The 21,341-nt window shown below is 42.6% G+C and carries 18 protein-coding genes and 1 other annotated feature; of the genes, 11 read left to right on the top strand and 7 right to left on the bottom strand.

Annotated features, from left to right (window positions below):
* Nucleotides 1-13 precede the first annotated feature (13 nt).
* The 4 genes from lepB to RBI_RS11275 form a co-directional block, all read right to left on the bottom strand.
* A complete protein-coding gene (gene lepB / locus RBI_RS11295) occupies nucleotides 14-616 on the bottom strand; it encodes a signal peptidase I (RefSeq protein ID WP_041337256.1) in 603 nt (200 codons plus the stop codon).
* On the bottom strand, nucleotides 603-839 hold the full coding sequence (locus tag RBI_RS11290; protein ID WP_041337255.1) for a hypothetical protein: 237 nt from the start codon (nucleotides 837-839) through the stop codon (nucleotides 603-605). The genes lepB and RBI_RS11290 overlap by 14 nt, the downstream gene beginning before the upstream one ends.
* Nucleotides 840-1,356: 517 nt before the next feature.
* A complete protein-coding gene (locus RBI_RS11280) occupies nucleotides 1,357-1,551 on the bottom strand; it encodes a DUF6472 family protein (RefSeq protein WP_022288298.1) in 195 nt (64 codons plus the stop codon).
* A 9-nt stretch (nucleotides 1,552-1,560) separates the two neighbouring features.
* The gene (locus RBI_RS11275) at nucleotides 1,561-2,004 is read right to left on the bottom strand and encodes a MarR family transcriptional regulator (RefSeq protein ID WP_022288297.1); all 444 of its coding nucleotides are present in this window, start codon (nucleotides 2,002-2,004) and stop codon (nucleotides 1,561-1,563) included.
* A gap of 309 nt (nucleotides 2,005-2,313) precedes the next feature.
* On the opposite strand from RBI_RS11275, the gene RBI_RS11270 reads away from it, so the two are divergent.
* Nucleotides 2,314-2,595, top strand: a complete 282-nt coding sequence (locus tag RBI_RS11270; RefSeq protein ID WP_041337252.1) for a hypothetical protein — start codon at nucleotides 2,314-2,316, stop codon at nucleotides 2,593-2,595.
* Between the two features lie 167 nt (nucleotides 2,596-2,762).
* Nucleotides 2,763-4,907 carry a polyphosphate kinase 1 gene (ppk1, locus tag RBI_RS11265; protein WP_081856048.1) on the top strand — a complete coding sequence of 715 codons (2,145 nt, stop codon included), beginning with the start codon at nucleotides 2,763-2,765 and terminating at the stop codon, nucleotides 4,905-4,907.
* An 86-nt stretch (nucleotides 4,908-4,993) separates the two neighbouring features.
* On the opposite strand, the gene RBI_RS11260 is transcribed toward ppk1, so the two are convergent.
* The gene (locus tag RBI_RS11260) at nucleotides 4,994-6,664 is read right to left on the bottom strand and encodes a 2-isopropylmalate synthase (RefSeq protein ID WP_041337251.1); all 1,671 of its coding nucleotides are present in this window, start codon (nucleotides 6,662-6,664) and stop codon (nucleotides 4,994-4,996) included.
* A gap of 88 nt (nucleotides 6,665-6,752) precedes the next feature.
* Nucleotides 6,753-6,986: a binding site (T-box leader), on the bottom strand.
* A gap of 287 nt (nucleotides 6,987-7,273) precedes the next feature.
* Between RBI_RS11260 and galT the strand changes: the two genes are divergently transcribed.
* The 3 genes from galT (at nucleotide 7,274) to RBI_RS11245 (ending at nucleotide 12,160) form a co-directional block, all read left to right on the top strand.
* Nucleotides 7,274-8,779, top strand: a complete 1,506-nt coding sequence (gene galT, locus RBI_RS11255; protein WP_041337250.1) for a UDP-glucose--hexose-1-phosphate uridylyltransferase — start codon at nucleotides 7,274-7,276, stop codon at nucleotides 8,777-8,779.
* 62 nt (nucleotides 8,780-8,841) lie between these two features.
* Nucleotides 8,842-9,654: a PIG-L family deacetylase gene (locus RBI_RS14275; RefSeq protein ID WP_148303614.1), complete on the top strand. Its 813-nt coding sequence runs from the start codon at nucleotides 8,842-8,844 to the stop codon at nucleotides 9,652-9,654.
* Complete coding sequence (locus RBI_RS11245) at nucleotides 9,641-12,160, top strand: YfhO family protein (protein ID WP_041337249.1); 2,520 nt, start codon at nucleotides 9,641-9,643, stop codon at nucleotides 12,158-12,160. The genes RBI_RS14275 and RBI_RS11245 overlap by 14 nt, the downstream gene beginning before the upstream one ends.
* A gap of 119 nt (nucleotides 12,161-12,279) precedes the next feature.
* On the opposite strand, the gene RBI_RS11240 is transcribed toward RBI_RS11245, so the two are convergent.
* Nucleotides 12,280-12,840, bottom strand: coding sequence for a TetR/AcrR family transcriptional regulator C-terminal domain-containing protein (locus RBI_RS11240; protein WP_022288290.1), 561 nt, complete (start codon nucleotides 12,838-12,840; stop codon nucleotides 12,280-12,282).
* Nucleotides 12,841-13,027: 187 nt separating this feature from the next.
* On the opposite strand from RBI_RS11240, the gene glgB reads away from it, so the two are divergent.
* The 3 genes from glgB to RBI_RS11225 all read left to right on the top strand — a co-directional run bounded on the left by glgB (nucleotide 13,028) and on the right by RBI_RS11225 (nucleotide 16,638).
* A complete protein-coding gene (glgB, locus tag RBI_RS11235) occupies nucleotides 13,028-14,812 on the top strand; it encodes a 1,4-alpha-glucan branching protein GlgB (RefSeq protein WP_041337248.1) in 1,785 nt (594 codons plus the stop codon).
* Between the two features lie 119 nt (nucleotides 14,813-14,931).
* Entirely contained in the window at nucleotides 14,932-15,624 is a 693-nt protein-coding gene (locus RBI_RS11230) for an iron-sulfur cluster assembly scaffold protein (RefSeq protein ID WP_022288288.1), read from the top strand.
* 15 nt (nucleotides 15,625-15,639) lie between these two features.
* The gene (locus RBI_RS11225; protein WP_022288287.1) at nucleotides 15,640-16,638 is read left to right on the top strand and encodes a GGGtGRT protein; all 999 of its coding nucleotides are present in this window, start codon (nucleotides 15,640-15,642) and stop codon (nucleotides 16,636-16,638) included.
* A gap of 209 nt (nucleotides 16,639-16,847) precedes the next feature.
* Here the strand turns inward: RBI_RS11225 and RBI_RS11220 are convergent, their stop codons facing one another.
* On the bottom strand, nucleotides 16,848-17,384 hold the full coding sequence (locus RBI_RS11220; protein WP_041337247.1) for a nitroreductase family protein: 537 nt from the start codon (nucleotides 17,382-17,384) through the stop codon (nucleotides 16,848-16,850).
* 149 nt (nucleotides 17,385-17,533) lie between these two features.
* On the opposite strand from RBI_RS11220, the gene RBI_RS11215 reads away from it, so the two are divergent.
* Genes RBI_RS11215 through pyrE form a run of 3 tightly spaced genes read left to right on the top strand, consistent with a single transcriptional unit; the run spans nucleotide 17,534 to nucleotide 21,207 of the window.
* Nucleotides 17,534-18,235 (top strand): ABC transporter ATP-binding protein, encoded by a 702-nt coding sequence (locus RBI_RS11215; RefSeq protein ID WP_178086268.1) that lies wholly within the window; start codon nucleotides 17,534-17,536, stop codon nucleotides 18,233-18,235.
* 11 nt (nucleotides 18,236-18,246) lie between these two features.
* Nucleotides 18,247-20,499, top strand: a complete 2,253-nt coding sequence (locus tag RBI_RS11210) for a sialidase family protein (protein WP_041337245.1) — start codon at nucleotides 18,247-18,249, stop codon at nucleotides 20,497-20,499.
* A 45-nt stretch (nucleotides 20,500-20,544) separates the two neighbouring features.
* Complete coding sequence (pyrE, locus tag RBI_RS11205; protein WP_041337243.1) at nucleotides 20,545-21,207, top strand: orotate phosphoribosyltransferase; 663 nt, start codon at nucleotides 20,545-20,547, stop codon at nucleotides 21,205-21,207.
* The last annotated feature ends 134 nt before the right edge of the window (nucleotides 21,208-21,341 follow it).

The raw sequence follows: 21,341 nt of genomic DNA, 5'->3' as shown, positions 1-21,341 counted from the left end.
TTTATAATAAACGCTAGTCCACTGTGCCTATCCTTTTAAAAGGATATATCCTCAGTGAGACCTTTCCAAGCACTGCTTCCTCAGCAATACAGCCTATCCTCTTTGTACGGCTGTCAACAGACGTAGATCTGTGGTCGCCCATAACGAATATTCTCTCGTCAGGCACCTGATAAGGCAACTCGATATCACATTCTCCCAGAGCTTTACCATCAACATACGGCTCATTCAAGGTTTTTCCGTTGACGATAACAGTACCGTCCTCCTTGATATCCACCACATCTCCTGCTGTAGCGATAACACGTTTCAACAGTATCTTATTATTGTAATAAAACGCAACTATATCGCCCTTCTGAAAGCTTCCACGCTTTCTGCACACCACCAGCTCGTCGTCATGCAAAGTCGGCGTCATACTTGTACCCGTTACTCTCAAAACAGGCAAAAATAACATTGATATAATAACTGCTGCCGCTGCCACAACAAGAAGCGACGCCACAGTACTGCGGAGTATCCTCAGATATTCCCGCCTTTCATGACGCTTTTTTACCACACGCTCAAGTGTCTGGACATCAGGAAGCTCAGGTTTTTTTAACACCTCGTTCTTGCTATCTGCCGCCATGATCTTCCTCCGCTACCGGCTGCTCAACAACCAGCTTGTGACCTGTCAGTGCAGCTACCTGCCGCTCCAGCCTGTCAAGTCGGTCAGTGATACTTTTTTTATCTTCGAGCTTTTGAAGAAGCTTTTCATTCTCTGCGTTAAGCTTATCATATTCTTTTCGCAGATAAAGCATTAACTCGAGCAGCTCATTTTTCGACAATTTTTCAAGCGCCTTATCCTTCAAAAGCCTCACCTCCGACGCAGTATGCCTATATAATTACAAGTATTATATCACTTGATTTTCCATTTGTCAATCCCACAATATATCATATTTGTATTTTATTACATATAAATATACTGATAGTTTACACAATATTGATTTATCATTTTCATAGTGTCGGCAGATGATAAAACGGCATATTTATTAGCCTTGAACATGAAACAATACGAAACCTGCGTTTTTACGCTAATTGCAACTTTCCCCCAAAAAAACTTTCCTATTTTGATTATAGCAGCCTGCATAGTCAATATTTTAACATTGTATACTAATACTGTATTTATTAATATTTTGTAAACTTTGATAAATAACTTTCTATCATTAGCCAAATATTAATTCAACCCCAGATTGGTCCTTGTTTAGCGACAAATGTTCACTGCAAAGCAAACAAACTTTACACATCTATATTGACAAGCTTTCGAACTTTACACGTTCAACAAAGCAAGAAAAAATCGGCAAATTTCATGTATTCACCGATCTATCATCAATTTTGCTTTCTCACAACAGCATATTCATCATCAAGCCTGTAATAAGGACAGCTATATTCGCTGTCGCTCATTGATCTGTATGCTTCGTCCTCATCAAGATCGACCATGCAGCAGTAACATTCACAATCCTCATCAAAAACGTAATTCACACAGCTTTCGCAACGGCTGACTATTTTCTTTGCCTTTGTCATAACAGCCTCCTATTTAAGCACCTTTTTAAGTATACTATTTATAAATACAAGTGCGTCCTTCATTTTTTTCATATCACTATCTGAAACGCTGGAAAATTTACCAAGTATATCATCAAGTATCTCGTTTTTCATCTTTTCCATAAAGCGCATAGCTTCGTCAGTGAGCCTGATGTTGATAACTCTGCGATTATCAGGGTTTTGCATTCTGATAACAAAGCCCTTGTCAACAAGCTGTGCCACTGCCCTTGTTGCCTGCTCATTAGAAGTGTTTATCTTGCTTGCAAGCTGTGACATTGTGAGCGTTCCCTCAATACATAGTGACAGCATTATTATCTGCTGAGTTCTTGTTATATCATACTTTTTCTTATCAAACGTATCAAATACCAATTTTCTGCTGAGAGGGTATATCTCATACATTGACATGATACATTCACGACGTACATTGTCTACCATTTTTACTTCCTCCACATAAAGCTAATTACAACATATTTTCGTTGATTTTTCCACACACAGTAATTATAACATACGCTTATCATTTGTCAATAGCAGAAATATATCAATATTTGATTTTGTTAAGTCATTCTTTTAGGGGTTTTGTTTATGAAGATAGATTATATTCACATGACAAGTTTTATAATTTTACATATTAACAAAAAGTTCAGTCAAAATTTTGTAAATTATAGCTGCCAGCTTAACACAAGACGGTAAGAATGTGGTATAATAATTAATGAAGTAAAAATAGATTATGGAGGTTTAAAGTATATGTTGTGTACTGAGTGTAAAAAAGAGCAAGAAAAACGTATTTCTAACGAGGAAAAAGAAAATGCACAGCCCGCCGAAAAAGTGTGCAGCGACGTACATACAACACTGAAATCAAAGCGTTCAGCCGCTTTGATACTTTTGACTGGTGCAACGCTTATGCTTATAATGGTGTTCATTCTTTTTTGGCTTATCATGTTGCCGAATCTGCCACAAGACAACAGCGTCCTTGCGAATAACTGTGCAAATATATGCCAGACCGCTAAGGAATATATCGGGATCTGATCTTCAAGACGATCTGCTCCTGCCTTCGGGCGGGAGTTTTTTTGTTTTATGGCGATTTTACAAGCTTTTTACGGCACCTGCATTGACATCATATTCGTTTGGCGGTATAATAATACAGTATGATATAAGATGCCTTTCTTACGATAGGAGTTAGGAGAAATAAGAATATGAATAACAGGGTCTACGATAACAGAGAGTTATCATGGCTTAAATTTAACGAGAGAGTTCTTGAAGAAGCTCAGGACAGTGCTACACCGCTTCTTGAAAGATTGCTTTTTCAGTCGATATTTGCAAGCAATCTTGACGAGTTTTTTAGGGTGCGTGTGGGCTCGCTTTATGATTCCTCGCTTGTGGACGACGATCATAAAGACAACAAGTCTAAAATGCGTCCATCTGAACAGCTTTCAGCAATATTTGAGCGTGTTCATGAGCTTATACCAATAAAAGATAAGACATACAAAGCTATCTGCGAGGAACTGGAGCTTAAAAATATAGTACATAAAAACATAAAGGCTCTCACTGAACAGGATAAGAAATTTCTTGAAGCTTATTATGCCTATGAGGTCAAGCCGTTTCTTAATGCGTTTATCATTGATAAAAGACACCCTTTCCCATTTCTTGCAAATCAAAGTATTTATGCGGTCGCAAAACTCGCTTCAAAATCTGCCGTCACAGTGGGTATAGTTAGCTGTAACGAGAAATTCCAGCGTGTGATCTTTCTTCCTGATGACGAGGGGTGCATAAGCTATATCCTTGTAGAAGAGCTTATTCTCCATTATGCTGACAAGGCATTTGAGGGCTATAAAATAGAAGAAAAGGCTCTTATGAGAGTGACACGAAACGCCGATATCGACGTTGACGAGGGCTTTGACTCGGAACTTGATTTCAGACAAAATATGTCTGAGCTTATCAACAAGCGTAAACGCCTTTGCCCTGTGAGATTACAGCTTTCAAAGCAAATATCCGACACTGTGCTGAACGAACTGCTTTCAAGGTTGGAGCTTTCAGAAAAGCAAGTCTTTGTGGAGAAAACTCCCCTTGATATGTCCTATGTGTTCGCTGTGTTTGACAAGGCGGCAGACAGAAAAGAGCTTTTTTTTCCGAAGCAGGAGCCTCAGCCCTCTGCGATGATAGACCCGTCAAGGTCAATGATAGAGCAGATAGACGAAAAGGATCTTTTTCTGCACTATCCTTATGAGTCCATAAAGCCTTTTATCAGGCTGCTTGACGAGGCGGCAAAGGATGATAGCGTTACGTCTGTCAAAATGACTTTGTATCGTGTGGCGAAGAACTCCAAGGTCATAAAGGCGTTGTGCAACGCCGCAGAAAATGGCAAGGACGTGCTTGTGCTTGTGGAGCTGAGGGCACGTTTTGATGAGGAAAACAATATAGGCTGGTCAAAGCTTCTCGAGGAGTCAGGCTGTCATGTAATGTATGGTCCGCAGGGACTTAAAGTCCATTCAAAGCTTTGTCTTATTACAAGAAAAGTTGGCGACAGCGTAAAGTACACTGTTCAGGTGGGTACAGGAAACTACAACGAAAAGACCGCAGGGCTTTACACAGACCTTTGCCTTATGACATCAAACAATGACATTGCTCAGGACGCTTGCGAGGTGTTCAGAACGCTGTCAATGGGCGAGCTTGTGGAAAGCTCAAAGGCACTTATGGTCGCTCCCCACTGTCTGCAAAATAAGGTAGTGGAGCTTATGGATAATGAGATAAGCATTGCAAGAGCAGGCGGTGAGGGATATGTTGCCGCAAAGCTCAATTCTCTTACTGATAAGGTGCTTATGGACAAGATAATAGAATGTTCTCAGGCAGGCGTGAAGGTAGAGCTTGTTATAAGAGGTATATCCTGCCTTGTGGCAGGCGTGGAGGGCGTTACTGACAATGTGCAGATACGCTCCATAGTAGGACGATATCTTGAGCACGCAAGGATATATATTTTCGGCACAGGTGTTCGCAAAAAGGTATACATATCCAGCGCAGACTATATGACAAGAAACACCACAAGGCGAGTTGAGGTCGCCGCACCTATCCTCAGTGAAGAAGTAAAAAAACGTGTCCTCGATATTTTTGACACCCAGATGCAGGACAACGTAAAAGCAAGGATAATGCAGCCTGACGGAAAATATGTCCGTGCAGAGCGTGGAGATATCGCCATTGACGCACAAAGCAGATTTTACGCTGAAGCATACGCCAATGCACCAAAGCCTGCTCCTGTTAATGATTCAAAGGCTGTTGAGCCTGAAAAGGAGAAAAAGGGCTTTTTAGGCTGGCTCAAAAGGCTTTTCAGAAGAAAAAAGAAATAATATACAATGCGGTCATATTCTATATGGCTGCATTTTTTGTACAAAAAAAGGGGCAGACTTTCACCTGTCCCTTAAATTTTTATTCATTACTTCTTATCTGCAAAAGCGTTGTTGATAGCTGAAACAAGACCCTTGATAGAAGATACGATGATATCTGAGTGTCTGCCGACGCCCCAATACATCTTATCACCGCAGGAAATTCCAACATACGAAACAGCCTCAGATGTTGACTTTCTTTCAAGAGCGTGTTCTGTGTATGTTTCCACGGTAAAATCAAAGTTCAAAGCCTGCTTGATAGCATTTGCCACAGCGTCAAGACGTCCGTTGCCCTCTGCTGTATGATCGTCTGTTACACCGTTTACTGAAGCTGTGATAGCGGCGCAGATAGTGCCGTTCTGCTTCTGAACATAGTGTGCTTCAGGAATGTCAACAGGTGCGCACTTGTTGAGGTACTCGTCCTTGAATATCTTGTAGACCTCATCAGGCATAAGCTCCTTGTGCTTGTGGTCTGAAACAGCCTTTACCTTGTAGCCAAAGTCCTCTCTCATCTTCTTTGGAAGATCATAGCCGAACTGATTTTGGAGGATAAAGCCAATTCCTCCCTTGCCTGATTGCGAGTTTATTCTGATAACGTCACCGTCATACTCTCTTCCAACATCATGTGGGTCGATAGGCAGATAAGGAACAGTCCACTTGTCACAGCTCTTTTCTTTTCTCCAGTTCATGCCCTTTGCGATAGCGTCCTGATGTGAGCCTGAGAATGCAGCGAATACAAGTGCGCCTGAATATGGGCTTCTGTCATAAACCTTCATTCTTGTAACTCTCTCATAAAGCTCTACCAGTGCAGGCATATCTGAGAAGTCCAGCTTAGGGTCAACTCCGTGAGTGTACATATTAAGTGCGATAGTAACGATATCGGCATTGCCTGTTCTCTCACCATTGCCGAAACAAGTACCCTCTATTCTGTCAGCACCTGCAAGCAGACCCATTTCGCAGTCTGCCACTGCACAGCCTCTGTCATTATGTGGGTGAAGTGAAACTATAACGTTCTCTCTGTTGTGAAGAGTGTCGCACATATACTCTACCTGCTGAGCATAAACATGAGGCATTGACATTTCAACTGTTACAGGCAGGTTGATGATGACCTTGTTATCAGGTGTAGGCTGCCAGATGTCGATAACAGCGTTGCAGATATCTCTTGCAAACTCAGGCTCTGTGCCTGTGAAGCTCTCAGGAGAATACTCGAATACGATATTGCCCTTTGCGTGCTTCTTATACTCGTTACAGAGCTTTGCACCGTCTGTAGCTATCTTTATTATCTCTTCCTTAGACTTTCGGAAAACCTGCTCTCTCTGTGCAACAGATGTTGAGTTATAAAGGTGGACAACAGCGTTCTTTGCACCGTCGATAGCTTCAAATGTTTTCTTTATGATATGCTCTCTTGACTGTGTGAGCACCTGAATAGTAACATCATCAGGTATCATGTTCTTCTCAATAAGTGTGCGGCAGAACTCATACTCTGTTTCAGAGGCGGCAGGGAAACCTATCTCTATCTCCTTGAAGCCTATCTCAACGAGCTTTGTGAAAAACTCCAGCTTTTCTTCAAGGCTCATAGGAATGATAAGAGCCTGATTTCCATCTCTCAGGTCAACAGAACACCATGCAGGAGCGTGGTCAACATACTCTTTTTCAGCCCACTTCATGCACTTTACAGGAGGCATATAATAGCCTCTCTCATACTTTTCTACGTTTTTCATGTCAGATCCTCCTTATAAATATAAAGCCGATAATTATTTTGATAGTGATGTGGAAAAGGGCATAAAAAAATCGCCACTCCTACCGAAAAGGAGAGACGAGCTTCGCCGTGTTACCACTCTCATTCATATACGGCTCACACCGCATATCTCAGCCGCATCTATCAATGCGTATCTCTATAACGGGAGAACCCGTGAGCGGCTAATAAGATTTCACCGTTCAGGCTCGGGGACGAGTTATCACAAATTCCGCATACCGACTTGCACCCACCGACGGCTCTCTGTAATGTCAGAACTTTGCTTTTGTTCCTGTCAACGCCTTTATCATATTGTTTTTATTATACTCATACTTCCCGCTTTTGTCAATAGGACAATTGCCGATTTAACAATTTGTTAATATTCGGTGCTAAATCGTTTTCCCTGACGTTAAATGTAGGGGCTGGCGTCCCCTGCAAAATAATCTTAAAATATTCTTATTACGCTTTTCAAATGCTTAAAAGTATCTTAATTAGCCTGTCTGTCGGTTGACAAAGAATAAGCAATGGTCTATAATAATAGATGCTGGCTGAGGGGGTTACCACTCATACTTTTGTACAAAAGGGGATCTATAACATGATATTTGAAAGCATTAAAAAGCTTGTAACATATGGTCTGGAAAGCGGACTTATTGAGGAGAGCGACAGAGTTTATACTACAAACAGGCTTCTTGAAGCCCTTGACCTTGAGGAATATGACGAACCAGCGGAGGAGTTTTCTGACGTTGATCTTGAAAGCACTCTCAAAGAGCTTCTCGATTACGCTGTGGAAAAGGGCCTTACAGAAAATTCTATTGTATACAGAGATCTTTTCGACACAAAACTCATGGGGCTTCTTACTCCAAGACCGTCAGAGGTAGACACAAAGTTCTGGGGACTTTACAACCACCAGTCTGCAAAGGTCGCAACTGACTATTTCTACAAGCTTTCGCAGGACACGGACTACATAAGAAGATACAGAGTTAAGAAAGATATGCGCTGGATAGCTCCAACAGAGTACGGCGACCTTGATATAACTATCAATCTTTCCAAGCCTGAAAAAGACCCGAAAGCCATTGCAGCGGCAAAGCTTGCAAAGCAGTCGGGATATCCTAAGTGCCTGCTGTGCTATGAGAACGTGGGATATGCAGGACGAGTGAACTCCCCTGCAAGACAGAACCACCGTGTTATATCCCTTAAAATAAACGGCACAGACTGGGGACTTCAGTATTCCCCATATGTTTATTACAACGAACATTGTATCCTTTTCAATAAGAAGCATACTCCTATGGTAATAGACCGTTCGGCATTTGAGAAGCTTTTTGACTTTGTTAGACAGTTTCCGCACTACTTCATAGGTTCAAACGCTGACCTGCCTATCGTTGGCGGATCTATCCTTTCGCACGAACATTTTCAGGGCGGTCATTATACTTTTGCAATGGCGAAAGCCCCTGTTGAAGAAAAGATAGTTTTCAAGGGCTTTGAGAACGTTGACGCAGGTATCGTTAAATGGCCTATGTCCGTTATCAGGATAAACAGCGAGGACAAAAACGCTCTCGTTGACCTTGCTGACAAGATACTCAAAGCTTGGAGAGGCTACACCGACGAAGAAGCGTTCATTTACGCTGAAACTGAAGGCGAGCCGCACAACACTATCACCCCTATCGCAAGAATGAGAAACGGCAGATATGAGCTTGACCTTGTGCTTAGAAACAACATCACAACCGAGGAATATCCTCTTGGCGTTTATCACCCCCATCAGGAGCTTCATCATATAAAGAAAGAAAATATCGGTCTTATCGAAGTAATGGGTCTTGCAGTGCTTCCGTCAAGACTTAAAGGCGAAATGGAGAAGCTTGCTCAGGTTCTGGTCACAGAGGAAACAGCGGGTGTACGCCGTGACAAGCTGATAGAAAAGCACGCTGACTGGGCTGAGGAGATATCAAAGAAAAACAATATAACAGCCGAGAACGTTCATGAGGTCTTGCAGAAAGAAATAGGCATCGTGTTCGCAAAGGTGCTTGAACATGCAGGCGTTTATAAGAGAAACAAAGACGGAAAAGCTGCATTTGAAAGATTTATAGACTATGTGAACAACAAGTAATAAAGAAAGAGGTGAACGCCCGTATCTCGCAGAAGGGATCCTGCAAGGGTGCGGGCATTTTTATGCTCAGATTTACAAGACGGCATATAAAGGAAACAGCAATAATTCTGGCAATAGTCATTTTTATAGGCACACTGTGGTTTTTAGGCTACAAAAGGCATATAAGAGATACGATCAATCAGGCTTACGACGTTACGCCTATATCCGCCATACAGTTACAGCTTGCTTCGTCATCAAAGGCTGATAAGCTTATGATAGTGGCTCACCCTGATGACGAAGTGCTTTGGGGCGGAGGACATCTTTATGATAAAGGCTATCTTGTTGTGTGTGTAACAAACGGAAGAAATAAGGTGCGTTCTCAGGAGTTCAAGGACGTGGTGACTGCCTCGGGCAACGAGTGTATAATGCTTGAATATCCTGATAAAGTCAGGGGTAAGCGTGACGATTGGGCGCTTGTTAAGGACGGTATCGAATCTGACCTTGAAAAGATAATGACCTGCAAGGATTGGAAGCTTATAGCTGTGCATAATCAAAAAGGCGAATATGGTCATATCCACCATGTAAACGTGCATAATTACGTCACTGAGATATACGATAAGAACGATATCCAGTGCGACCTTTACTGCTTTGGCAAGTATTACAAGGCTAGCCGTCTGAAAGTGGTGGGCAACACTTTGCCAAAGATATCAAAAGAGAGATACGAGTTCAAGAAAAAGCTTGCGGATATGTATACCTCTCAAAAGAAAACTGTAAACAAGCTGTGGCATATGGCTTATTATGAGGATTGGACGCTGTATAAACGCTACAGCGAACACCCTGAAATGAAAAAACAAACTGCAACTGCGCTGGGAGTGGCTGTGAATGAAGCTCAGTAAGAAAAATATAATACATCTTTGTGTGCTTACGGGGATATATCTTCTGTTTGTCCTTGCGCTCACAAGGTTTAAATACGCCTATGGCTCTGAGCTTGATTGGGGCGGACAGCACTATGCTATCCCTGATTATTTCAGAAAGCTCTTTTACAAAACAGGTGACTTTTTTCCCTCCTTCGCCCCGAACATAGGTTGTGGTGAGAACATCTATAATCTGTCATATTATGGGCTTTATTCGCCTTTAATACTTTTTTCTTATCTTCTGCCCTTTGTGAAAATGTCCACCTATATACAGATAGTATCCATAATAGGCATTATAGCAAGCCTGTGGATATTCTATATATGGATGCGTCAGAAATTCACAGACAACACAGCGTTTGCACTGAGCTTTGTGTTTCTCTTTTCAGCACCCCTTATCTTCCACAGTCACAGGCACATAATGTTCGTGAATTATATGCCGTTCCTGCTTTTAGGTTTTATGGCTATCGAGGATTATTTTGAGGGCAAGAGAAAATACATGGTGACGCTTTGGGCATTTTTGATGCTCATGACAAGCTATTTCTTTGCAGTGTCGGGTCTTGCGGCAATGGCAGTGTATGGCGTTTATCGCTGGCTGAAAATAAATGAAAAGCCAACTTTCAAGAAGTTCTGCAAAGACGGAACAGCATTCGCTTTCAGGCTTATCCTGGCAGTGATAATGGCGTGCGTACTTATCCTGCCGACACTGCACTGTATGCTCTCCGGCAGAGAGGCAGGCAACAGCCATGTTGATCTCAAGTCGTTCATACCAGGTGTAAACTTGAAATTCCTGCTCTATTATCACTACTCAATGGGACTTTGCCTTTTCACAGTGCTTAGCATAATATCGGCGGTGTTCTCAAAACAACGCTATAGAAGATTTCTCGGGATCGTTATGATGGTAATAGCCACCTGCCCTATAATAGTCTATATGTTAAACGGCACACTGTATGTTGACCCGAAAGTTCTTATACCTTTCCTTCCTCTTGGTATGCTCCTTTTCGGACACACCTATTTTGATATAATAAGAGGAAAGCTAAAGCTTAAACCACTTGCAGTGATAACCCTTTTAGTTGCATTGGCAGGAGTTTTCTGGTTCAAGACCACCAAAAAAGTGGAGTTTTATATTATCCTTGACTTTGTTGTACTTATGTCGAGCCTGTTTGTATACAGACGCTGCAAAAAAGAGTTCATACTTAATATAGGAATGTCCCTTTGCCTAGTGGTATCCACAGTATATGCAAACTTTGCAGACAAGCTCGTGCCTTTAAGTGAGCTTGAATATGATAACAGCAGTGATATGAATACACTTGCAGATTATGTCGGCTCGCAAGAGGAGATATCGAGGACTTCAAACTGCGTTGACGAAGTGAACACAGTGAACATGATATATAATGCAGATTATTACACCATGTCAATATATTCCTCACTGCACAATAAAGATTACAACAAATTTTATTACAGCGAGATATACAACGAAAATTCATACCGCAACACTTCCCTGACCACTCAGACACGAAGCCTTATTGCTGATATGTATTTTTCAAACAGATATCTTATCACTGACGACCCGGTAAAGGCAGTGTCAGGCTACAAGAAGATAAAAGAGAGCGGAAGCCTTTCACTTTATGAAAACAATGACGTTCTGCCTTTCGGATATGCTACCAATGCTCTTATCGGCAGAAAAGAATATAATTCCCTGAATTATCCTTACTCAGTGGAAGCTCTTTTCAATAATATAATAGTTGAGGATAAGACGGAAAAGTCATTTTCATCTGATATCAAAAAGGTACGCTCCATCAACTTTACAGAGTGCGGCCAGATAAAGCGTGAATGGGGAAAATACACCATTGACGCTAAAAAGCCTTTCACTCAGGAGATAACGCTTCCCGAAATGCTCACGAACAATGAGATAATGTTTGTATCTTTCAATGTGAACAACGATATAAAGGGTGGCAGAAAGGACGCTTGGGTGTCCATAAACGGCAATAAAAACAAGCTCACTGCACCTGATTGGAAGTATTACAATAATAACAGACGTTTTGAATATGTCATAACCACAGGTCAGGACTATAGTGCAGACAGCGTTAAAGTGAATTTCTCTGACGGCAAGTATGAGATAACCAACGTTCGCTGTTATGTCATCGACAAAGACAGCCTTGTGCGTGACGTTGACCCGTTCATGATAGACAAGAAGACCTCTCACGGAGATGTGATAAACGGCACTATAGACGTTAAAAATGACGGCTATTTCACCATCTCCATTCCGTATACCGACGGTTTCACCGCCGAGATCGACGGCAAAGAAGTGCAGTGTGAAAAGACCGACACTGCATTCCTTGGCTTCAAGATACCAAAAGGCAGCCACAGCATAAAGATAACCTTTACCGCACCGTTGCTCCACAAGGGCATAGTTCTCTCAGGGGCAGGATTGCTGATATTCATAGCATGCGTTATTATTGACAGAAGAAAAACAAAAGCTTCAAAGTAGGAAAAAAATAAAAGCGACAGAAATCCAGATCTGTCGCTTTTTTTGTCGTATGTTTAGGTTTGTCTATTCACTTATTACATAAAATATGATAAAATAACAGAGTGATTGTGTGACTTTTGTCAAAGGTTCTGTCTGAATCCCTCACCAATGGTAACATTTTCGTATGCAAGCTCACGCATTTTCAGCATTACGTCATGTGGAGTTTCTCTCATTCCGCCCGTTGCCCAATCTATTATTATTCCGCAATAGCCATGAGAATAAAAATCGGCAAAGAACTTCGCCTTATCGGAACGCTTTCTGGTTATAGCAACAGCGTGATAGAAAAATCTGATGAACAGCTTGTGCATACTTCTGAAAAGATAATGCTCAAATATCTTTTCGTTGCTTTTTAGCGTGTTTGAGTAAAAGCGCTTGTCTTTGAGCATATTTACAAGAAATCCTTCAAGACGCTCATACCAGTTGTCGTAGTTTACGCCTTTGGTGATGTCAGCGAAAAGCTCGTGAAGATAGATATAGCTCAAAAGCTCATATTTATCCTGAAAATGGTAATAAAAAGACTGGCGGTTAAGACCGCACTCACCTGTTATATCGGATATGGATATTTTATCAAAGGGTTTTTGCTCGCAGAGTTTTTTCAGTGAATCACACAAAGCACTTTTGGTTATCGCAGAGCTTGACATTTAACTACATTCCTTTCAGATTCATAACGACAAAAGGTCTTTTTTGAGAAAAAATCAGACTAAGCTGAATTAATGTCAAAAAAGCAGACAATTCGCGCTAACTTTCATTATATCATAAATTTATGAAATTTCAATAACTTTTTATAAATATTTTATCATTATCATATTTTTCACAGGGGGAAACGGCATGAAAAACAATATCATCACAGAATTTATAAATGGTCAAAGCTGTAGAGCGTATGAAGCCCTGGGGGCAGTAAAAATAGAGAACGGCATAAGATTTTCCACCTATGCGCCCCATGCAAGGAAGGTAGAGCTTTGCCTGAATGGAGATATTATCCCTATGGAATGTGATGAACGTGGGGTATGGAGCGTTGAACGCCCTGCAAAAGAGGGTGACATTTATCAGTATGTTATCACAACGCCTACTCTTGAAAAGCACTACCGCTCAGACCCTTTTGCGGTGTACAGCGAGGTAAGACCGAAAAATGCGTCTGTGGTGTATGATATCAACAGCTATAGCTGGAATGACCAAGAATGGCTCTCAAAGCGTGACAAATGCTATGAAAAGCCAATGAACATATATGAGGTACATTTCGGCTCGTGGCGCATAAAAGAGGGAAAAGAAGAAACCGACCGCTTTTACACCTATGAAGAAATGATAGACCTGCTCATACCTTATGTAAAGGAAATGGGCTATACCCATATCGAGCTTCTGCCACTGACGGAATATCCTTATGACGGCTCATGGGGCTATCAGGTGTCGGGATATTTCTCCGCAACCAGCCGTTACGGCGACCCTAGAGGGCTTATGAAGTTCATAGACGCTTGTCATGCGGAAAATATCGGCATTATTCTGGACTTTGTACCCGTACATTTTGTCCGTGATTTCTATGCCCTGCACATATATGACGGAAGCTTCCTCTTTGAAAGCGACAACGAGTATGACAGATACTCCGAGTGGGGTACTGCCCTGTTTGACTACACAAAGCCTCATGTGCTTAGCTTTGTAAAATCTTCAGTTAATTTCTGGATAGAAAAATATCATGTTGACGGATTGAGATATGACGCAGTTGCAAACCTTATCTATCGTCACGGCCACACTGATGACGCTGTGAACGACAGCGGTATATGGTTCTTGAAGAACACTAATTACGCCATTCAGAAAATGCACCCTGACGTTATGCTTTTCGCAGAAGATTCCACAAACTACACAAAGGTAACTGCCCCTGTTGAGTTCGGCGGTCTTGGTTTTGACTATAAATGGGATCTGGGCTTCATGAACGATACCATCAATTATATAAAGACTCCGCCTTTTGAACGCAGAAATCATCACAATAAAATGACTTTCTCAATGAGTTATTTCTATAATGACCTTTTCATTCTTCCTTACTCCCACGACGAGGTAGTTCACGGCAAGAAAACCATGGTGGATAAGGTGTTCGGCAGTCAGCAGGAGCAGTTTGCTACCATAAGAGCACTGTATACTTTCCAGTTCACTCACCCCGGCAAGAAACTCAATTTCATGGGCAACGAGCTTGGCGAATATCTTGAATGGCGTGATGAAAAAGAACTGGGCTGGAATTTGCTCACATATCCTATACATGATTCATTACACGAGTATGTGAAAGCACTCCACAAGCTTTATCTTGAACAGCCTGCACTGTATAAGTCCGACTATAATTCCACATCTTTCCGCTGGATAGACGCAGACAACAAAAATCAGTGCATTTATGCCTACCGCAGAAGCGACCCTTCCGGCAAGACGCTTTATATGGTGTTCAATTTTTCCGGAAGCTATCAGAACTATAGCCTGAAGGTCGAGCAAAACGGAGCCTACAAAGAGCTTCTCAACTCTGACCGTGATATTTATAGTGGATCAAACTGCATAAACAGCGGTCTTTATACCACAAACTATAAGCTGCCACTCAGACTCGCACCTCTCAGCAGCGTTATAATTACCACAGAATGAGAAAAAAATATTAAAAATCATAAAATACTATTGCAAAATGGCGAAATATGCGTTATAATATGAGTGTATGTAATATACAACATTTACACCAAAATCATTTGAGAGGAGTTATGTAAATAATGGTTTATTCTCACGAAGTTGAAACAATGTGCCCTATCGCTCAGGGCGTTGCTCACGGTGCAGCTCCAATTCCAGAAGAAGCAAAGTGGGTAAAAGCTAAGGAAATCAAGGATATCTCAGGCTTTACACACGGTATCGGCTGGTGTGCTCCACAGCAGGGCTGCTGCAAGCTGACACTTAATGTAAAAGAGGGCGTTATCCAGGAATGTCTCGTTGAAACTATCGGCTGCTCAGGTATGACACACTCTGCTGCTATGGCATCAGAGATCCTTCCAGGCAGAACAGTTCTCGAGGCTCTTAACACAGACCTCGTTTGCGACGCTATCAACACAGCTATGAGAGAGCTTTTCCTCCAGATCGTTTACGGTCGTTCACAGAGTGCATTCTCTGAGGGCGGTCTTGTAGTAGGCGCTGGTCTTGAGGACCTTGGTAAGGGACTTCGTTCACAGGTAGGTACTATGTATGGTACACTTGCAAAGGGTCCTAGATACCTTGAAATGACAGACGGCTATGTTACAGGTCTTGCACTTAACGAAGATGACGAGATCATCGGCTACAAGTTTGTAAACTTCGGCAAGATGATGGACTTCATCAAGGCTGGCGACGATGCTAACACTGCTTTTGAGAAAGCACAGGGTCAGTACGGCAGAGTAGCTGACGCTGTTAAGATCGTTGACCCAAGAAAAGAATAAGGAGGATTTGTTACAATGGCTTTATTTGAATCATATGAGAGAAGAGAAAAGCAGATCCTTGCTGTTATCAATCAGTACGGTATCAACACTATCGAAGAGTGTGCTGACGTATGCAAGGCTAAGGGTCTTGACATTTATAAGCTCGTTGAGGGCATTCAGCCTATCTGCTTTGAGAACGCTAAGTGGGCTTACACAGTAGGCTGCGCTATCGCTATCAAGAAGGGCTGCACAAGAGCTGCTGACGCTGCTGCTGCTATCGGCGAGGGACTTCAGGCTTTCTGTATCCCTGGCTCTGTAGCTGACCAGAGAAAGGTTGGTCTTGGTCACGGTAACCTCGGCAAGATGCTTCTTGAAGAGGATACAGAGTGCTTCGCATTCCTCGCAGGTCACGAATCATTCGCTGCCGCTGAGGGTGCTATCGGTATCGCTGAGAAGGCTAACAAGGTTAGAACAAAGCCTCTGAGAGTTATTCTTAACGGTCTTGGCAAGGACGCTGCACAGATCATCGCTAGAATCAACGGCTTCACATATGTTGAAACAGAAATGGATTACTACACAGGCGAAGTTAAGGAAGTATTCCGCAAGGCATACTCTGACGGTCTGAGAGCTAAGGTAAACTGCTACGGTGCTAACGATGTTACCGAGGGCGTTGCTATCATGTGGAAAGAGAACGTAGACGTTTCTATCACAGGTAACTCAACAAACCCAACAAGATTCCAGCATCCAGTTGCAGGTACATACAAGAAGGAAAGACTTGAGAAGGGCAAGAAATACTTCTCAGTAGCTTCAGGCGGAGGAACAGGTAGAACTCTGCACCCAGATAACATGGCTGCTGGTCCTGCTTCTTATGGTATGACAGATACAATGGGAAGAATGCACAGCGACGCTCAGTTTGCTGGTTCTTCTTCAGTTCCTGCACACGTTGAGATGATGGGTCTTATCGGTATGGGTAACAACCCAATGGTTGGTGCTACAGTTGCTTGCGCAGTTGCAGTTGAAGAGGCTATGAAGTAAGGTTTTAAACCACTTCACAAGTCTTGTAATGTGGACAACGATAAGACTTCGTGTTCAAAAGAATATCAGTAAGGCGTTAGATTTTGTTCTAACGCCTTATTTTTATGCACAAAAAGACCTCCCAATGCTGTAAGAAAGGTCTGACGGCCAAACTAAAGCGCAGGAAGGTCAATATCACAAATACAAGCTAAAAACGCATAACGACCATATTAAAAGAACTTTGCGATGTCCTCAACAGCTCTCCTTTTAGGTCTGGCAGGGGCTTCTGCAGGATAACCAACGGCTATAACCGATACTACGATCTCGCTTTCAGGTATTTCAAGCACCTCACGAAGCTTTTCTCCGTCCCTGATGCCCATTACAAGCGAGCCTAAGCCAAGCTCAGCCGCTTTGAGAAGAAGTATCTCATTGTGCAGACCAAGATCGTAAAAACCCCAGCCATTGCCGACTTCATTATCAGGATCACCCTCTTTGTCAAAACCTGCTCTTGTATGTACAAAAGTCGTTACAAGAAGCGCTGCATTTTCGGACCTTTCTCTGTTAAATCCGGGCAAGCACTCCTCTCTTACCCTCTTTGTCATCTCATCACTGAGAACGCAGTAATACCTTGCAGTTTCAGAGTTTTTCCACGATGGTGCTTCTGTTGCGGCAGATATGAGCGTTTCTATCTGCTCTTTTGTTACCTTTTTACTGCCGTCATATTTTCTTATGCTTCTTCTGCTTTCAATAAGCTTCTGAAATTCCATTTATATCTCTCCTTGTCAAAATGTGAGGCTCACGCCTATTTCAGATACAATTATAACATATCACTTCCACCATTTCAAGTAGCAAAAGCCCTTGAAATGTTCATATTATTGTGATACAATAACGTAAAGACAATATGGGGGTGCAGACTATGAGCTTTGTAAAATTCGAGAACGTTTATAAAAGATACAAAATGGGCGAGATAACCATAAATGCCGCAGACGGTGTTTCATTTGAGATAGAAAAAGGCGAATTTGCTGTTATAGTAGGCGCAAGCGGTGCAGGAAAAACTACTATACTTAATATGCTCGGCGGCATGGATACCTGCGACGAGGGCAAGATCCTTGTTGACGGCAAGGACATTGCCACTTTTAATAAAAAGCAGCTCACAACATACCGCAGATATGACATAGGCTTTGTTTTTCAATTCTATAACCTTGTGAATAATCTTACTGCTAAGGAAAATGTAGAGCTTGCCACACAGATATGCGCACATGCCTCAAAGCCTGAAGAAGTGCTGAAAAAAGTGGGACTCGAGGACAGAATGAACAACTTCCCCTCCCAGCTTTCAGGCGGCGAGCAGCAGCGTGTTTCTATCGCACGAGCATTGGCGAAAAATCCTAAGCTTCTTCTTTGCGACGAACCAACGGGCGCTCTTGATTACAACACAGGTAAAAATATCCTCAGACTTTTGCAGGATACCTGCCGAAATGACGGTGTGACAGTTATAGTCATCACCCACAACTCCGCTATCGCACCAATGGCTGACAGAGTTATAACCGTCAAAAACAGCAAGGTAGACAAAGTTGAGATAAACAAAGACCCTGTTGACGTTTCTACTATCGAATGGTAACGGAGAAATATATGAAACTTCTTTCACCTGTCAAATACGAATATGGCAATCTGAAAATAGGCGGAGGCGGCTTTGTGACAGGTATCACTTTCCACCCCACCGACAGCAAAACGCTTTATATACGCACCGACATCGGTGGTATCTACCGCTATGACTTTGATAAACAAACTTGGGCGTATCTGGCAGACAAAGTTACCGCAGACGACCCTGCACAGACCTATCCCCTTGCAATAGCCCTTGACGAAAACGACCCAAATAAGCTGTTTTTCACCTGCGGAGATAAACGCTCAAATTATATCTGCATATCTGATGACAAGGGAGAAAATATAATTCAAAAGACACTGCCATGCAGCGTTCACGGAAACGAAGTTGGCAGAGCCACAGGCGACAGACTTATTTACAAAAACGGCAGGCTGTATTTCGGCTCGCAGACCGCAGGAATTATCTATTCTGAGGATATGGGCGAAAGCTGGCAAAACATAGACCTGTTTGGTGAGAAAAACATCTCGCTTATATGGACAAACAGTGAGGGCAAACTTTTTATAGCAGGCTGTTCAGGTGAAGCAAACTCCCCTGACGGTGTAACAAGAGGTCACACTCTGTATTGCTCCACAGACGGCTTGAAAAGCTTCGTTCCCCTCACCGCCCCCGATCCTGTGAAATACGAAAACTCCTCCTATTATGGCTTCGTGCCACAGCGTATCACCAGCGACAGCAGATATATATACATCACTTTTGCTTCAAGCGGAGAAGTATTCTACGGTGGCATGGGTGCTTATGCTTGCGACACAGGCTCGCTTTCAGGCGGCAAGGTATACAGATACCGCATCGAAAATGGAGTGACTGTTTTTGACAAAGACATAACCCCCGAGGACCATATCCCATGCGGCTACAGCGGAATATGTTCCAACGGCAAAATGCTCTTGCTATCAACTGTCTGCCGAAAAAATGGCGGAGATATGATCTATACAAGCACCGACAGCGGTGAAAGCTGGAAGATAATAATGAATAGGCTTGAATATAGCCGATTCGATTGGAATATCCCATACATGAAGCCTTCATACAACGGCGGCGGAAACTGTGTCCACTGGATAAGCGACATAAAGTTTTCACCTTTTGACAGCGACACAGCCTTGTTCAACACAGGAACAGGTCTGTTCATGATAACAGGTCTTGCAAGCGGAGATGTGCTTGTCAAACCATTCTGCGAGGGCATAGAGGAAACTGTTCACCTTAATGTATACACCACTCCCCATGGCAGGAATCGCATTATAGATATCATTGGCGACCTTGGTGGCTTTGCCTTTGAAGATTATGACAGTGAGTGCGAAAATTCCTTTGCAAACGAAAATGGCGACCGCTACATCACCTGCCTTAATGCTGATCTCACCCTCAGCGACCCCGAATACATCGTCGCAACTCCCCGTGGCAACTGGACAGGCAAAACAAAAGGTGGTCTGATCTTATCCAAAGATTGCGGTTCAACATGGGAAAGACTTCCCATGCCCCGTGGGCTTTCTGAGTTTATAGACAAAAAACTTGACAACATCGAAAAGCCTAATGTAGACTCAGGTTGGACAGCGATATCTGCCGACGGCAAACGCATAATGTGGGCTGTTGCAGGCGGCAGAGGCTTTTCTAACAAGGCTGTCTGCTATACCGACGATGAGGGCAAAACATGGCAAAAGTCCATTTTTACGGACAGTAGTGGAAACTCAGCAGATGAACACAACGTAAAAATTTTCTCGGACTATTACAACAGCGATCTTTTCTTCGCCATAGCAGAACGAGGAAATCTGGGGCTTTACATCAGCCGTGACAAAGGTGCAACTTTCAGAGAAGTGTCCATAAAAACGGACATAAAGTGTCCACGATACGCTCACTATCAGCTTTCAAGACAGCCAGATAAAAGCGGAGTATTCTGGCTTGCAAACGGCATAAAGGGACTTTACCGCTTCGAGATAAAGAGTGACAGCGTGTGGATAAGTGACATTCTCCCTAAGGACAGGATAAACTGCATAGGCTTTGGAAAAGGGCTTGAGGAAACTCCTGCAATGTATGTCACAGGAAATATCAGTGGTGAATACGGCTTTTATATTTCTGATGATCTGGGCGAAAGTTTCGCACGTATAAATACCGATAGACAGCAATACGGTGTTATACACTCAATATGCGGAGATATGCGAGAACACGGCGTTTTCTGCCTTGCCACAGGCTCTCACGGACTTATGTTCGGCAGACAAAAAAGCCTTGCAAAGCCGTGAAAAATGTGGTATAATCAAAGTAACATAATTGAAAGGAAGTTCAATATGACCTACAAGGAAGAATTTATAAAATTTATGGTAGACAGCGGAGTTCTCACATTTGGCGACTTCACTCTTAAAAGTGGCAGAAAAGCTCCGTATTTCATCAACTGCGGAAACTATAAAACAGGCGAACAGCTTGCAAAGCTGGGCGGCTTTTACGCTGATTGCATAGCTGACAACAAAATACCTGTTGAAACACTTTTCGGACCTGCATATAAGGGTATCCCTCTTGCTGTTTCAGCCGTTATCGCACTTGCAACAAAGTATGGCATTGACGTTTCTTACTGCTTTGACAGAAAGGAAGCTAAGGATCACGGCGAGGGCGGAATGTTCGTTGGAAAGAAGCTTGCAGACGGAGAAAAGGTAATAATCATCGACGATGTTATGACATCAGGAAAGGCTCTCAGAGAGTCAATGCCAAAGCTCAAAAGTGCCGCAGACGTAAACGTAACAGGCATGGTGATAACAGTTGACAGAATGGAAAAGGCACTGGATACTGACCTGTCAGCTGTTGAACAGGCTTATAAAGACTTTGGCGTAAAGGTATACTCTATCGTAAACATCAACGATATCATCAAGGCTATTCAGGACGGTGTTGTTGAGGGCAAAGAGTATCTTGACAAAATGCTGGAATACCGTGCAGCATACGGAGTTGACCACGAATAACAAGCCTGCTTTGAGGAAAATTTAAGATTATTTTAAAGTTACAAATTGAAATAATTTGTAACAGTATTGTAGTGAAATGTAACTTGTCTGTTCTTGAAGTTACAGCCTCTAAAGGCTATAATATGTAATGTAGA

Origin of the sequence: Ruminococcus bicirculans (ex Wegman et al. 2014) (assembly GCF_000723465.1) — a bacterium.
GTDB classification, from domain to species: Bacteria; Bacillota; Clostridia; order Oscillospirales; family Ruminococcaceae; genus Hominimerdicola; species Hominimerdicola aceti.
The sequence above is the reverse complement of the archived record's forward strand: the minus strand, read 5'-3'. Positions and strand labels throughout refer to the sequence as shown.

Bases quoted from the DNA above. Each gene is read 5' to 3' on its own strand.
- ppk1 (WP_081856048.1), top strand. From the start codon at position 2,763: ATGAATAACAGGGTCTACGATAACAGAGAGTTATCATGGCTTAAATTT.
- RBI_RS11225 (WP_022288287.1), top strand. From the start codon at position 15,640: ATGGCTTTATTTGAATCATATGAGAGAAGAGAAAAGCAGATCCTTGCT.
- RBI_RS11275 (WP_022288297.1), bottom strand. From the start codon at position 2,004: ATGGTAGACAATGTACGTCGTGAATGTATCATGTCAATGTATGAGATA.
- pyrE (WP_041337243.1), top strand. From the start codon at position 20,545: ATGACCTACAAGGAAGAATTTATAAAATTTATGGTAGACAGCGGAGTT.
- RBI_RS11245 (WP_041337249.1), top strand. From the start codon at position 9,641: ATGAAGCTCAGTAAGAAAAATATAATACATCTTTGTGTGCTTACGGGG.
- RBI_RS11215 (WP_178086268.1), top strand. From the start codon at position 17,534: ATGAGCTTTGTAAAATTCGAGAACGTTTATAAAAGATACAAAATGGGC.
- RBI_RS14275 (WP_148303614.1), top strand. From the start codon at position 8,842: ATGCTCAGATTTACAAGACGGCATATAAAGGAAACAGCAATAATTCTG.
- lepB (WP_041337256.1), bottom strand. From the start codon at position 616: ATGGCGGCAGATAGCAAGAACGAGGTGTTAAAAAAACCTGAGCTTCCT.
- RBI_RS11210 (WP_041337245.1), top strand. From the start codon at position 18,247: ATGAAACTTCTTTCACCTGTCAAATACGAATATGGCAATCTGAAAATA.
- galT (WP_041337250.1), top strand. From the start codon at position 7,274: ATGATATTTGAAAGCATTAAAAAGCTTGTAACATATGGTCTGGAAAGC.
- RBI_RS11230 (WP_022288288.1), top strand. From the start codon at position 14,932: ATGGTTTATTCTCACGAAGTTGAAACAATGTGCCCTATCGCTCAGGGC.
- RBI_RS11260 (WP_041337251.1), bottom strand. From the start codon at position 6,664: ATGAAAAACGTAGAAAAGTATGAGAGAGGCTATTATATGCCTCCTGTA.
- glgB (WP_041337248.1), top strand. From the start codon at position 13,028: ATGAAAAACAATATCATCACAGAATTTATAAATGGTCAAAGCTGTAGA.
- RBI_RS11220 (WP_041337247.1), bottom strand. From the start codon at position 17,384: ATGGAATTTCAGAAGCTTATTGAAAGCAGAAGAAGCATAAGAAAATAT.
- RBI_RS11280 (WP_022288298.1), bottom strand. From the start codon at position 1,551: ATGACAAAGGCAAAGAAAATAGTCAGCCGTTGCGAAAGCTGTGTGAAT.
- RBI_RS11240 (WP_022288290.1), bottom strand. From the start codon at position 12,840: ATGTCAAGCTCTGCGATAACCAAAAGTGCTTTGTGTGATTCACTGAAA.
- RBI_RS11270 (WP_041337252.1), top strand. From the start codon at position 2,314: ATGTTGTGTACTGAGTGTAAAAAAGAGCAAGAAAAACGTATTTCTAAC.